At 64.6% G+C, this 13,356-nt stretch carries 11 protein-coding genes; all 11 read left to right on the top strand.

The features are described 5' to 3' along the window. Positions 1-85 precede the first annotated feature (85 nt). The 11 genes from IAG25_RS03230 to IAG25_RS03180 all read left to right on the top strand — a co-directional run bounded on the left by IAG25_RS03230 (position 86) and on the right by IAG25_RS03180 (position 13,348). The gene (locus tag IAG25_RS03230; RefSeq protein WP_187603488.1) at positions 86-1,756 is read left to right on the top strand and encodes an aromatic/alkene/methane monooxygenase hydroxylase/oxygenase subunit alpha; all 1,671 of its coding nucleotides are present in this window, start codon (positions 86-88) and stop codon (positions 1,754-1,756) included. A gap of 60 nt (positions 1,757-1,816) precedes the next feature. Further along, positions 1,817-2,860 (top strand): NADH:ubiquinone reductase (Na(+)-transporting) subunit F, encoded by a 1,044-nt coding sequence (locus tag IAG25_RS03225; protein ID WP_187603487.1) that lies wholly within the window; start codon positions 1,817-1,819, stop codon positions 2,858-2,860. 41 nt (positions 2,861-2,901) lie between these two features. Further along, positions 2,902-3,987 carry an aromatic/alkene monooxygenase hydroxylase subunit beta gene (locus IAG25_RS03220; RefSeq protein WP_187603486.1) on the top strand — a complete coding sequence of 362 codons (1,086 nt, stop codon included), beginning with the start codon at positions 2,902-2,904 and terminating at the stop codon, positions 3,985-3,987. Positions 3,988-4,022: 35 nt separating this feature from the next. Continuing rightward, complete coding sequence (locus tag IAG25_RS03215; protein WP_187603485.1) at positions 4,023-4,376, top strand: MmoB/DmpM family protein; 354 nt, start codon at positions 4,023-4,025, stop codon at positions 4,374-4,376. 59 nt (positions 4,377-4,435) lie between these two features. Next, a complete protein-coding gene (locus IAG25_RS03210; RefSeq protein WP_187603484.1) occupies positions 4,436-5,461 on the top strand; it encodes an amidohydrolase family protein in 1,026 nt (341 codons plus the stop codon). Next, on the top strand, positions 5,458-6,237 hold the full coding sequence (locus IAG25_RS03205; RefSeq protein WP_187603483.1) for an iron-sulfur cluster assembly protein: 780 nt from the start codon (positions 5,458-5,460) through the stop codon (positions 6,235-6,237). The genes IAG25_RS03210 and IAG25_RS03205 overlap by 4 nt, the downstream gene beginning before the upstream one ends. Continuing rightward, a complete protein-coding gene (locus IAG25_RS03200) occupies positions 6,215-7,852 on the top strand; it encodes a molecular chaperone GroEL (RefSeq protein ID WP_187603482.1) in 1,638 nt (545 codons plus the stop codon). Before IAG25_RS03205 ends, IAG25_RS03200 begins: the two co-directional genes overlap by 23 nt. A 209-nt stretch (positions 7,853-8,061) precedes the next feature. After that, positions 8,062-10,119, top strand: a complete 2,058-nt coding sequence (locus IAG25_RS03195; protein ID WP_187603481.1) for a sigma-54-dependent Fis family transcriptional regulator — start codon at positions 8,062-8,064, stop codon at positions 10,117-10,119. A gap of 191 nt (positions 10,120-10,310) precedes the next feature. Continuing rightward, positions 10,311-11,195, top strand: coding sequence for a LysR substrate-binding domain-containing protein (locus IAG25_RS03190; RefSeq protein ID WP_187603480.1), 885 nt, complete (start codon positions 10,311-10,313; stop codon positions 11,193-11,195). A gap of 138 nt (positions 11,196-11,333) precedes the next feature. After that, positions 11,334-12,575 carry a CaiB/BaiF CoA transferase family protein gene (locus tag IAG25_RS03185; protein WP_187603479.1) on the top strand — a complete coding sequence of 414 codons (1,242 nt, stop codon included), beginning with the start codon at positions 11,334-11,336 and terminating at the stop codon, positions 12,573-12,575. Beyond that, the gene (locus IAG25_RS03180) at positions 12,572-13,348 is read left to right on the top strand and encodes an enoyl-CoA hydratase-related protein (RefSeq protein ID WP_187603478.1); all 777 of its coding nucleotides are present in this window, start codon (positions 12,572-12,574) and stop codon (positions 13,346-13,348) included. Before IAG25_RS03185 ends, IAG25_RS03180 begins: the two co-directional genes overlap by 4 nt. Positions 13,349-13,356: the final 8 nt, after the last annotated feature.

Genomic DNA, 13,356 nt, shown 5'->3' with positions numbered 1-13,356 from the left:
CGACGAAAGCGGCGCATGTGTTGGTGATCACGGACCTGCGCGCGAGAAGCCGCCGGTCCCCCTGTAACCGGACAAGGAGAGCTCGATGTCAGATGCATTAACGCTCAACAAGATCACGTCCCAGCGAGGAATCAGCATCGGCGAGGCGGCCAAACGCGTCGCGGATCTCGGCTGGACACCCAGTTACGTTCAGGAAGCGATGACCTTCCCGACCGACTACAAGATCAGTAAGGCGCCGCGCGATCCCATGAAGCAGGTGCTGCGCTCGTATTTCCCTATGCAGGAGGAAAAGGACAACCGCGTCTACGGCGCGCTTGACGCGGCGCTGCGCGGCGACATGTTCCGTAATGTCGAGCCGCGCTGGGTCGAGTGGATGAAGCTGTTCCTCGCGATCATCCCCTTTCCGGAAATCTCAGCCGCACGCTCGATGGCGATGCTCGGCCGTCTCGCGCCCGGAGAAGAACTGCGCACCGGCTTCACGATGCAGATGGTCGATGAGTTTCGCCACTCGACGATCCAGATGAATCTGAAGAAGTGGTACATGGAGAACTACATCGACCCGGCGGGCTTCGATATCACCGAAGCCGCGTTCGGCAAGTGCTACGCGACGACCATCGGCAGGCAGTTCGCGGAAGGCTTTCTGACGGGCGATGCCGTGACGGCCGCCAACGTGTTTTTGCAGGTGGTCGCGGAAACCGCCTTCACCAACACGCTGTTCGTCGCGATGCCATCGGAAGCGGCGCGCAACGGCGACTATGCGTTGCCGACCGTATTCCTCTCCGTGCAGTCGGATGAGAGCCGGCACATCGGCAATGGTCACTCGCTGATGATGTCGGTCATCAACGATCCGGACAATCACCTGCTGCTCGAACGCGATCTGCGCTATGCGTTCTGGCAGAACCACGCCATCGTCGATGCGGCCATCGGCACGTTCATCGAGTACGGCACGACCGATCGCGACAAGAAGAAGGAGTCGTATGCGGAGTTGTGGCACCGGTGGATCTACGAGGATTACTACCGCACCTACATGCTGCCGCTCGAAAAGTACGGCATCAAGATTCATCACGACGATGTCGCCGCCGCGTGGGATCGCCTCGTCAAGAAGAACTACGTGCACAAGGTCGCGCAATTCTTCTCGGTCGGCTGGCCGGTGAACTTCTGGCGCATCGAGGCGCAGACCGAGAAGGACTTCGAGTGGTTCGAGCATAAGTATCCGGGCTGGTATGCGGAGTTCGGCGACTACTGGAAGTGGTATGCGAAGAAGAGCGTGCCGGGCGAAACCAACATGCTGTTCGATCAGGAGAACGGCTATGTGTATCCGCATCGGTGCTGGAGCTGCCTCGTGCCGTGCCTGATTCGCGAGGACTTCTGCGTCGATGAAGTCGACGGCAAGCTCTACACGTACTGCTCGGAGCTGTGCCGCTGGACCCACAAGGTCGCGTTCGCGTCGGAATACGAAGGCCGTCCGACGCCCGCGATGGGCCGCTTCAGCGGCCGCCGCGAATGGGAAGAGGTCTATCACGGCTGGGATCTCGCGGATTGCATCAAGGATCTCGGCTTCGTTCGCAGCGACGGCAGGACCCTCGTGCCGCAACCGCATCTGCGCTTCGACAACCGCGACATGTGGACGCTCGACCATGTTCGCGGCCACACCATCCAGAGTCCGATCGTGCTGTTGCGGGAGATGACGCCGGAGCAGCGCGAGAAGCACATCGCGGAATATCGCGCGGGCTTCACGATCAATCCGTGCAGTTGAGACGGGCCTGCGGCCCGCTGCGTTCGTGCGCAGCGGGCCGCGACGAGCATGGGAAAACCTATGAGCGATTCGAATCAGACGCATACGGTCCGCTTCGAGCCGGTCGGCGTCGAGATGTCCGTCGAGGAGGGCGAGACGGTGCTGGAGGCGGCGTTCCGGCAGGGCATCGCCGTCATGCACGGATGCAAGGAAGGGCAGTGCAGCAGTTGCAAGTCGCTGCTCGTCGAGGGCGACGTCGAGCTGAAGAAGTATTCGACCTTCGCGTTGCCGGACTACGAAAAGGAGTCGGGTCATATTCTGCTGTGCAGGACGCTCGCCTACAGCGACCTGACCGTCGAGCTGCTGAACTTCGACGAAGACCTGATGCGCCGCTCGATACCCGTAGCCGAATACGACGCGACGGTCACGAGCATCGCGCCGCTCACGCACGACATCCGTCTGCTCGAAGTCGAACTGAGCCGTCCGTTGCGCTTCTGGGCCGGCCAGTACGTCGATCTGACGATGCCGTCCGCGGGCATCACGCGCTCGTTCTCGATGGCCAATCCGCCCGATGGCGAAAGGCGGTTGCGCTTCATCATCAAGAAGTATCCGAACGGCGCGTTCTCTTCGCTGCTCGACGATGGCCTGAAGCCCGGCGACCGGCTCGTTGCCAAAGGCCCTTACGGCACGTGTTTTCGGCGCGAGGATCAGCCCGGCCCGATGGTGCTGGTCGGCGGCGGTTCGGGCATGTCGCCGTTGTGGTCGATCCTGCAGGATCACGTGCAAAGCGGCGAAGAACGGCCCGTGCGGTTCTTCTACGGCGCGCGCACCCGCCGCGACCTGTTCTATCTCGACGAGTTCGCGGACTTCGCCGAACGGCTGCCGGACTTCCGCTTCATTCCGGCGTTGTCGAATGCCGAACCGGGCGACGACTGGACGGGCGAGACGGGTTTCATCCATGAAGTCGTGAGCCGTACGTTGCGCGAGGAATCGCTCGCGGGCGACATCGACGCCTACGCATGCGGTCCCACGGCGATGATCGACGCCGTGATTCCCGCGTTGCAGATGGCGGGCGTGGAACCGGAGCGGCTCTTCTTCGACAAGTTCACTCAGGCGGTCCGATGATCGATTCATCGGTGCACAAGGCTAAGTAAAGGAGACGCGACATGAGTACAGTGACGGAGCAGTCGGCAGCGCTCAAGTCGGGCGCCGCGGGCGCGGCGCAGTTCGTGGGCTGGGACAGCCGCAAGTACAACTATTTCGAGCCGAAGGGCCGCAAGGCGAGCCATTACGAGGACATGACCGTCGATGTGCAGCCGGACCCGAAGCGCTATCTGATTCAGGACTGGATCCTTCAGTTCGCCGACGGCACGCCGACCTACTCGGAAACGTGGACCGCGGCGAAAAGCTCGGACTGGCACACGTTCCGCGCGGTCGATGAGGAATGGGAGCGCACGCATTATCAGCGTCAGTCGACCATCGTCGGGATGGTTACGAATGCGATCGCCAATGCGCGGCGCACGGGCGCGGTCAAGCGTTTCGACAAGGCGTGGGTGAAGGTGCTGGAGCAGCATCTGGGCGCCTACAAGCATGCGGAATTCGGCCTTGGCACCGCGACCATGCACGCGCAACGCTACGGCTACACGCAGATGATCAACAGCGCGATCCTGACGAACGCTTCGTACAAGCTGCGTTTCGCACAGGACCTGACGCTGTATCTCGGCGAGATCGCGCTCGATCTGCCCGGCTTCGATCTCGATGCCGGCAAGAAGCACTGGCTCGAAGATCCGCTCTGGCAGCCGACGCGCCTCGCCATCGAGACGATCGGCGGCGCGACCGATTACCTTGAAAAGTATTTCGCCGTCAATGTGGTCTTCGAGCCGCTGGTGGGAGATCTGTTCCGCAGCGGTTTCATCATGCAGATCGCGGCCGCGCAGAACGACTTCGTGACGCCGACCGTCGTGTCCGCCGCCGAAGGCGACTACGAGCGCAATCTCGCCAACGCGGTCGAGCTGTTCCACATGCTCGCGAACGATCCGGCGCACGGCGAGGCGAACCGCGCGCTGTTCGGAGCGTGGCTCGAAAAGCACGGCGCGCTCGCCGCGGATGCGGCCAGGCACTTGCAGCCGGTCTGGTCGATTCCCCATGCGAAAGCGGCGCAATTCACCGATTGCCTGAACAGTTCCATCGAGCGTGCGCAACTGATCGCCAAGGAAATCGGCATTCCGTCTTCACTCGCGATCGAAGCCTGAGACTCGATTGAATCCACCGCGAACAGGAGCAGCTCATGTCAGTGCATACCGACAACATCTTCAAGTCGATCAAGGATCTTCGATTCGAGCAGACCATCTCGCATCAGTGCGGCGTGACGATGAACGAAAGCGTCGAGGCCCGCGCGATCGCCGAGCTCATGGGAAGCAAGCCGGGCATCACGGTCACATATCTGCCGGCGATGATCCGCATCGACGGGCAGGACAAGATCGAGTTCAGGATGGGCGAAATCAGCGAAGTGCTGGGCCGCGAGATGACGCCTCATCTGTTCGAGATATCGACGTCGACGCATTACGGCCGCATGGTGATGGTCGATGACGACACCGTCGTGCTGTTCGGCAACATGGAAGACGCGATGGCCTACGAATGAAAACCGCGACGGCGCGCCGCGCGCGCGCCGCTGTCCGGCAACCCCACGGAGACACACACATGTTCAGAACTCAGGACGGCGAGGAGATTTTCATCATCGACGGGCACGTTCATCTATGGGACGGCAGCAAGGCGAATCTGAAGAACGTGCACGGCCAGCAGTTCATCGACTGCTTCTATGCGTATCACAAGAATCTGAGCCCGAAGGATTATCTGTGGCCGAAGGAGAAGTTCGACAAGTACGGCGAAGAAGTCATGTATGAAGACCTGTTCGTCACCGGCTACGACGATATGGCGATCTGCCAGCCGACCTATCTCACCGACTTCTACAAGAACGGCTTCAACACCACCGAGGCGAACTACGTGGTGAAGAAGAAGTATCCGCACCGTTTCATCGTGAACGGCGCGTTCGATCCGCGCGATGGCGAGGCGGGGCTGGAGCGCCTGAACGAGCTTGCCGAGCTATACAAGATTCAGGGCGTGAAGCTCTATACGGCGGAATGGCGCGGCGACAGCAAGGGCTACAAGCTGTCCGATCCGGGCGCGTATCGCTTCCTGGAGCGATGCGAGCAACTGGGCATCAGGAACATTCACGTGCATAAGGGCCCGACGATTCTGCCGCTCAACCGCGATGCCTTCGACGTCGCGGATATCGACGATGTCGCGACGAGCTTCCAGGGACTGAACTTCATCGTCGAGCATTGCGGGCTGCCGCGCCTGGACGATTTCTGCTGGATCGCCACGCAGGAAACGAACGTCTATGGCGGGCTCGCCGTCGTGCTGCCGTTCATCCACACGCGGCCCGAATACTTCGCGCATGTGATTTCGGAGTTGCTGTTCTGGATCGGCGAGGACCGCATTCTCTACGGCAGCGATTACGCGATCTGGTCGCCCAAATGGCTGATCGAAAAGTTCATGGCGTTCGAGCTGCCGGGATCGGTCAGCAAGGAAACGGGCGTGAAGCTGACGCTGGAAGCGAAGAAGAAGATCCTCGGGCTGAATGCGGCGCGCCTGTACGGCATCGATATCGACGCGCAGAAGAAGCTGCTCGAAGAGGCGCCGCGCGCTGCGGTGGCGCACGCATGAGCGGCGATCGCGCGCAGCAGGTCTGGGCGCGACTCGCATCCGTCATCGATCCGGAACTCGACGAGCCGGTGACGGAGCTCGGCTTCGTCACCACCGTCGAGGTCGATGCCGAAGGCGGCGTGGACATCGCGTATCGTCTGCCGACTTACTGGTGCGCGGCGAACTTCGCGTATTTGATGGCGTCGGACATGCGCGCGGCCGTCGCGGGCCTGCCGTGGGTGACGCGCATCGGCCTCACGCTCGACGAGCACATGTACGCGGACGAGATCAATCGCGGCATGGCGCAGAACCTGTCGTTCCGGCGAGCCTTCGGAGACGCCGCCAGCGACGATCTCGACGAGGTGCGCCGGACGTTTCTCGTCAAGGCGTTCCAGCGCAGGCAGGAGGCGCTGCTGTCGCATTTGCTCGCCAAAGGGCACGAAGGGGCGAAGCTGCTTGCGCTCGCCACGGACGAGCTTGCAGCGCTCGGCGACGATCCCGAAACCGGGCGTCTCATCCGGCGATACCTCGAGCGCCGTCACGTCTGTACGCACGAACTCGCCTTCGTCGATACGAACAGCGCGCCCATCGATCCCGCGACACTCGGCGCTTATCTGCGCGCGCTGCGGCGCGTGGGCGTGAATGCCGAATTCAACAGCGCGCTCTGCCGTGGCCTGCTCGCGGCCCGCTACGGCGAAGTCGAGGAGCAGCCGATTCGTTTTTTCCCGCGACCGCTCGAACGAGACAACCATAAACCGGAGACAGGAGCACACGATGCCCAACATCATGCTGCATGACGAAGAAGCGCGCGCGGCGCTCGGACGCGGCGTCGGCAAGCTCGCGCGCGCGGTGAGCGCCACGCTCGGCCCGAAAGGCATGAACGCGATCATCGACCGGCCGATCGGCTCGCCGATCATCTCGCGCGACGGCGTGAGCATCGCGAGCGAGATCGAGCTGGAAGATCCGTTCGAGAACATCGGCGCACAGGTCGTGCGCGAAGTCTCGAAGCAGACCAACGAAGTCGCCGGCGACGGCACGACCACGGCCACCGTGCTCGCGGATACGCTCGTGCAGCAAGGTCTCGAATGTCTCGCGGACGGCGCGAATCCGGTCGAGCTCGTGCAGGGGCTCGACGCGGCGGTGAACGAAGTCATCGCTGCGCTGAGGCGCGCGGCCACGCCGCTGCGCGGGCCGGAGGAAGTGCGCGCGGTCGCCGTGGTCGCGGCCAACGACGACTTCACCGGCGGTCTCGTCGCCGAGGCGCTGGAGCGCGTGGGGCCGGACGGCATCGTCGATGTCGAGTACGGCACGACCGTGGAGACGCGGCTCGAAGTGGTCGACGGCATGGCGTTCGATCGCGGCTACCTCTCGCATCACATGGTCACGGACATCGAACGCATGCAGGTGGTGCTCGACAGCCCGCTCATCCTGATGACCGATCAGCGCCTGCAAAACCAGGCCGAAGTGACGGCGCTGCTCGCGCTCGCGAACGCAAGCAAGCGGCCGCTGCTGATCATCGCGGAAGAGGTCGCGCCCGCGTGCGTCGTCACGCTGCTCGCGAGCCGCGACAACGGCGGGCCCGCCGTTGCGGCGATTCATCCGCCCGAATACGGCCACTGGCGCAAGGCCATGCTGGAGGACATCGCGATCGTCACCGGCGGGCGCGTCATCGCACGCGATCTCGGCGGCAGGCTCGAAGCCGTCGAAATGCGCGATCTGGGCAGCGCGCGGCAGGTCCGCATATCGTCCAACCAGACCATCATCACCGCGGGCGGCGGCGATCCGGCGGCGGTGGCGGCGCGGCGTCAGCAGGTTGCGCGTCAGTACGAGATGGCGCCGGAGAACGTCGAGCGCGACAAGTTCGAAGTCCGGTTGGCGAAGCTTTCGGGCGGCACCGCGATGATCCTCGCGGGCGGCGCGACGCCGGTCGAGCAGAAGCGTCGTCTGCATCTGATCGAGGATTCGATCAACGCGGCGCGCGCGGCGATCGCGGAAGGCATCGTGCCTGGAGGGGGCACGGCGTTGCTGCGCGCATCGGCGCAACTGGATGACCTGATCGGACGCACGCGCGGCGCGGCGCAGCTGGGCGCGCTGCTGCTCAAGCGGGCGCTGGAGAAGCCGCTCTTCACGATCGCGTCGAATTGCGGACTGGACGGCCATGCGATCGTCTCGCAGGTGGCGGCGGCCGGCCGCGGTGTCGGACTCGATGCGCGCACCGGCGAGATCGTCGATCTGCTGGAGCGCGGCATCATCGATCCGGTGAAGGTGACGTATAGCGCGGTGCGCAATGCGGCATCCGTCGCCGGGCTGATTCTGACGACCCAGACGCTGATCGCCAAAAAGCCCGATCTCGCCGATCCGACAGCCGGGCCGGCGCTCGGCGCGGGCGCCGAACTGCTCGGGAGAAAATAGGCGGCCGGCCTTGTGCGTCGCGGCATGCTGCCGGCCGCCGGAAGCGTTTCCCCAAAAGGGCGCGGCGCACGCGTGAGGTCTATACTCAGCGGACGATGCCGCGCAGCCGCCGGGCGCTTTGCCCGGGGCTAGCCGGCACGTCCTCGCGAGTCGCGCCGAGGTCCGCCGCAGAGCGGGCCGCGCGTCCCCACCTCGTACGGAGGAGACACATGACGAGGCGCCTCATCGGCATGCCGGCTGATGACGATTCCGCAAGCGAACGCGGTATCGCCGGCCGGACACGACCCGACGTGAACGCTGGATTTCATTCGGACAGCAGCACCATGCTCGCGTGGGAACGCTTTCTGGCGGGCGAAATCACGACCGCCGCACCGACCGAACTCATCGCGTCGTGGAAGCGGAGTCTGCAATCGGGCGTCAATCCGACCTCGGGCGCGGCGCCGTTCGCGGTGCATGGCGATGCGATCGACGCGCTGCGCTGGCGTCATCGCGAACTGCTGGCGGCATCGGACCGGCTGTTCATGGCGACGGCGGATCTCTTCGCCGATTCGTCCTCGATTCTGCTGCTCACCAATGCCGACGGCGTCATTCTCAAGGCCGCCGGCGACCTGCGCACGCTCGACGCCGGCGAAAAAATCCATTTGATGACGGGCGGCGACTGGCGCGAGGCGACGGCCGGGACCAACGGCATCGGCACGGCGCTGGCGACGCGCCAGCCGACCTATATCCACGCCTCCGAGCATTTCTGCGAGGGCATCAAGGCGTGGAGCTGCGCCGCCGCGCCGATCTGCGAGCCGGGAACGGGCGCGGTGCTCGGCGTGCTGGACATTTCGGGGCCGCCATCGACGTATCAGATCAACAATCTGACGCTCGCCGTGACGGCCGCGCGGCAGATCGAAATGGTGCTCGCGGAGCAGGTGGCGCGCGAGCAGATGCGCCTGCTTGCGTATTGCCTGCAACGGCTGTCGTCGGCGGATGCGGCGGGGCTCATCGCCATCGACCGGCGCGGGCGGCTCGTACACACCACCGCGCGCATTGCGCTGCCCATCAACCTGGGCGAGCGGTTTCCCGGCATGAGCGAGCATTGCCCGATCGAAGACTGGCCGAATCATCTTCCGCAAGGCTTGCCGCCGGAATGGTTCGATCCGGTCGTCGCGGACGGCGAAGCGATCGGCGCGATGCTCATCGTGCCGGCGCCTTCCGGACTGTCGGGCGCGTCGCGTCTGACGAGCGGTGCGCGGCGCGTTGGCGTGCAGGTTCAGGGGCGCAGCGAAGCCGATCCCAAACGCAACTGCTTCGCGCAGATCATCTGTCAGAGCGTGGCGATGCAGCGCGCCATCGAGCGCGGACGGCAGCTTGCGCGGCGCCGGGTGCCGGTGCTGATCGAAGGGCAGACGGGCGTCGGCAAGGAGCTTTTCGCGCGCGCGATCCACGGCGAGGAGTCGGGCGAGGGTCCGTTCGTGGCGTACAACTGCGGGGCGGCGTCGAAGGAGCTGATCGGCGCGGAACTGTTCGGGCACGTGCGCGGCGCCTATACGGGCGCGACGGCGGAAGGGCGGCCCGGGCGCTTCGAACTCGCGCACGGCGGAACGCTGTGCCTCGACGAAATCGGCGAATTGCCGCTCGATCTCCAGCCCATCCTGCTACGCGCGCTGGAAGAAGGCGTGATCTACCGACTCGGCGATACCCAGCCTCGCCGCGTCGATGTGCGGCTCCTCGCGATGACGAACCGGAACCTGCGCGAAGAGGTCGAGTGCGGGCGTTTTCGCGCGGATCTCTACTATCGCGTCGGCGTGACGCGGATCTGCATTCCGAGCCTGCGCGAGCGCGACGGCGACGTCGATCTGCTGATCGAGCACTTCAATCGCGCGATCGCGCTGCGGCATGGCGTGCCGGCGAGAGAGTTTGCGGACATCGTGATGGAAGTGCTGCGCGCTTATTCGTGGCCCGGCAATGTGCGCGAACTGCGCAATCTCGTCGAGAACCTGCTGCTCACGTCCAATGACAAGCGCGTGATGCTGGCCGAATTGCCCGCCGAGGTGCTCGATGAATCTCCCGCCGCGCGCGACAGCGTGACATCCGGCGCCGCGCCGGGCACGGGAAGTCTTGAGGAAACCGAGCGATTCGCCATTGCGCGGGCGCTGCGGCAGGCGCAGGGCAACATGGCGCAGGCCGCGCGTGCGCTGGGCGTGTCGCGCAGCACGCTGTATCGAAAGATGGAGCAGTACCGGATTCGCGCCGAGGCTTCGGTGGTCTCGTCGCATTAGCTCCTTTTCAGTCTCCACGTATCACATGCGCGCCGGTTTCGAGGCACTTGCTTTCTGACCGGCGCGGGCCTCTGGCCCGGCCTTCTTTCGCGCGAGACACTGCGCGATCCGCACGCTGCCGAAACAGCCTCCTGCTCCGTCCTTCGGGCATTTCGAGTCACAATCTCGATATGCTTCCACACGGATAGGCCATGCAACGTCGAGCACCGCTTCCCCCGTTGAATCCCGCCCGGGCGTTCGAGGCGACCGGTCGCCTGCTGAGCATTTCCAAGGCCGCTGACGAGCTGGCCGTGACGCCCGCCGCAGTCAGCCGGCAGGTGCGTACGCTCGAAACCTACTTGGGCGTCGATCTGTTCGAACGCGTGAGAGGGCGACTGGAGCTGACGTCGGCGGGCGCGCGGTATCTGGCGGAACTCATGCCGCTCTTCGCATCCCTGCGCGAAGCCACCGACAGCCTGCGATCGTCCGAGCGGCGTGCCCGCGTGCTCAAGATCCGCTCGCCCGCGACCTTCGCGGTGCGCTGGCTGATTCCGCGTCTCGCGAGCTTTCATCGGCTGCACGAAAACATCGACGTGCAACTCACGACATCCCCGGCTCCGCTGAATTTCGCGCGTGAGGACATCGACGGCGGCATTCAGCTAGGCGACGGCAAGTGGCCCGGCCTGCGCGTGCAACGTCTGATCGCGAACGAGCTGGTGCCCGTTGCAGCGCCTTCCAGACAGGTCAAGGCACGCTCGCAGTTGCAGGGCGAGACGCTTCTGCACACGCTCGCGCGCCCGGAAGACTGGACCTTGTGGCTGAAGGCGGCGGGGCTTCCCTTGAACGCGCGACGCCGCGAGATGCGCTACGAAACGTCGCTGCTCGCGTACCAGGCGGCGATAGAAGGGCACGGTGTCGCGATCGCGCAGAAGGCGCTGGTGCGTGGCGAACTGGAAAGCGGCCTGCTCGTCACACCGTTTTCGTTCGAGCTCGATCGCGGGCATCACACCTACTACTTCGCGTGGCCGACGGAGCGTGCGCAATCGGATGCATTGAAGATTTTTCGCCGATGGCTGCTTACGTTGCTCAGCGAATAGGTCCGGCCAGCCGCCGACCTTTTAACAAAAAGTCAACGACTCGTTTCCAAATTGTAGATTGTCCGGCAGGCCGGTGAGTACCTATTCTCGTCGGCATGATTCGTCACTGTGGCGAGTCACGAGACAGGACAATCACAAATGCCAAGAGACAGCCTCAACGGCGTGCGGGTGATCGATTTCTCGCACGTCCTCGCCGGGCCGGTCTGCTCGATGACGCTCGCCGATCTCGGCGCTCACGTCGTCAAGATCGAGCCGCCCGACGGCGAGATCGGGCGGCGCATCGGGCCGCCGTGGATAAGCGGTGAAAGCCCGGCCTTCATCAGCGTCAACCGCAACAAGTACAGCGTCGCGATCGATCTGAAAACCGATGCAGGGCGCGAGGCCGTTCGCCGCATGCTGCTGGAGGCGGATGTGCTGGTCGAAAACTTCCGGCCCGGCGTGATGGCGTCGATGGGACTCGACTTCGACGCATTGCGGCAACTGAATCCCCGGCTCGTCTACTGCTCGATCTCCGCGTTCGGCCAGACGGGCGCGAATCGCAAGCGGCCTGGCGTCGATGGCGTGATCCAGGCCGTCAGCGGTCTGATGAGCACGCTCGGCACGACGAGCGCCGAGCCGCTCAAAGTCCCGATCCCCGTCGCCGACATGATGGGCGGCTATCTCGCGTCGATCGCGATTCTCGGCGCGCTGCATCAGGTGCGCACGGGCGGCGGCGGGCAGCATCTCGACGTGAGTCTCTACAACGCGACGCTGATGCTCCAGCAGATCGGCTTCGCCGCATTCTTCGCGTCCGGAAGCGAACCGGAAAAGACCGGCAGTGCCGCGCCTTACGCGTGCCCGAACGAAGCGTTCCCAACGCGGGACGGCTGGATGATGGTCGTCGCCTACCATCCGGAACGATGGCACGCGCTATGTGAGGTGCTCGCTTCGCCGTCACTCGAAGCGGATCCGCGATTCGCCACCAACGACGATCGCGTGCGCCATCGCGCGACCCTGCATCACATACTCGCCGCGCGCTTCGTCGAACGCACGACTGCGGACTGGATGGAACGGCTCGCGGCGCGCGACATTCTGTGCGCGCCCGTCGCAACTTACGGCGATGTCGTCGAAACAGCGGAGTACGCCGAATGCGGACTGGCGCAGACGATCGATCATCCGGTCGCGGGCGCCATGCGCACGCACGGTTTCGCGCTCGGTCCATCCGATCGCCCGAGCGCGCCGGATTTGCCCGCACCGCTGACGGGCCAGCACACGCTGCAGATGCTGGAGCGATACGGCTTCGCTGAAAGCGAGATCGCGGGCCTGCTGAACGCGGGCGTCATCCGCGTGGGCCGCGCATCGCGCGAAACCAGCGATGAAGACCGCAAGGTGAGCGCATGAGCGCCGCGATGATCCGGAACGAACGACGCGGGCGGGTCGCGCTCGTGCATCTCGCGTCGGACAACCCGCTCAATCCGCTGACCGACGCGTTGATGGATCAGCTGATCGACGTCCTGCTGCGCAACGAAGCCGACCCGCAGGTTCACGCGACCGTTCTGACAGGGTCCGACAAAGCTTTCGCCGCCGGCGCGGACATCGTCGCGATGTCGAAGCTCGATTACGCAAACGCATTCTCGGATGACTACATCGGCCGTAGCTGGGACCGCATCCGCGCGGCCCGCAAACCCATCATCGCGGCGGTAGGCGGCTATGCGCTCGGCGGCGGTTGCGAACTGGCGATGATGTGCGACGTCGTCATCGCCGCGGACGACGCGCTCTTCGGCCAGCCGGAGATCAAGCTCGGCATCGTGCCGGGCGCGGGCGGCACGCAGCGTCTGCCGCGCGCGGTCGGCAAATCGACCGCGATGCTCGCGTGTCTGACCGGCGAGCCGCTCAGCGCCCGCGAGGCCCTGGCTTACGGACTCGTGTCGAAGGTCGTCGCGCGCGAACGGTTGATCGACGAAGCGATGCGCGTCGGCGAACAGATCGCGCGTCATTCGCTGCCGGTGATCGTCGCGATCAAGGAAGCCGTCAATCGCGCGTTCGAGTCGTCGCTGTCGGAAGGACTTCTGTTCGAGCGGCGGCTATTTCACGCGGGCTTTTCGCTCGCCGATCAGAAAGAAGGCATGGCCGCGTTTCTGGAACGCCGTCAGGCGGCATTCCAGAACCGGTAGCGGCCGGG

It is taken from the genome of Caballeronia sp. EK, assembly GCF_014384845.1.
GTDB lineage: Bacteria > Pseudomonadota > Gammaproteobacteria > Burkholderiales > Burkholderiaceae > Caballeronia > Caballeronia jiangsuensis.
Note: the sequence above shows the minus strand (reverse complement) of the source record. Positions and strands in the feature narration are given on the sequence as shown.

Coding starts and splice junctions, on each gene's coding strand:
- IAG25_RS03230 (WP_187603488.1), top strand. CDS start 86: ATGTCAGATGCATTAACGCTCAACAAGATCACGTCCCAGCGAGGAATC.
- IAG25_RS03225 (WP_187603487.1), top strand. CDS start 1,817: ATGAGCGATTCGAATCAGACGCATACGGTCCGCTTCGAGCCGGTCGGC.
- IAG25_RS03220 (WP_187603486.1), top strand. CDS start 2,902: ATGAGTACAGTGACGGAGCAGTCGGCAGCGCTCAAGTCGGGCGCCGCG.
- IAG25_RS03215 (WP_187603485.1), top strand. CDS start 4,023: ATGTCAGTGCATACCGACAACATCTTCAAGTCGATCAAGGATCTTCGA.
- IAG25_RS03210 (WP_187603484.1), top strand. CDS start 4,436: ATGTTCAGAACTCAGGACGGCGAGGAGATTTTCATCATCGACGGGCAC.
- IAG25_RS03205 (WP_187603483.1), top strand. CDS start 5,458: ATGAGCGGCGATCGCGCGCAGCAGGTCTGGGCGCGACTCGCATCCGTC.
- IAG25_RS03200 (WP_187603482.1), top strand. CDS start 6,215: ATGCCCAACATCATGCTGCATGACGAAGAAGCGCGCGCGGCGCTCGGA.
- IAG25_RS03195 (WP_187603481.1), top strand. CDS start 8,062: ATGACGAGGCGCCTCATCGGCATGCCGGCTGATGACGATTCCGCAAGC.
- IAG25_RS03190 (WP_187603480.1), top strand. CDS start 10,311: ATGCAACGTCGAGCACCGCTTCCCCCGTTGAATCCCGCCCGGGCGTTC.
- IAG25_RS03185 (WP_187603479.1), top strand. CDS start 11,334: ATGCCAAGAGACAGCCTCAACGGCGTGCGGGTGATCGATTTCTCGCAC.
- IAG25_RS03180 (WP_187603478.1), top strand. CDS start 12,572: ATGAGCGCCGCGATGATCCGGAACGAACGACGCGGGCGGGTCGCGCTC.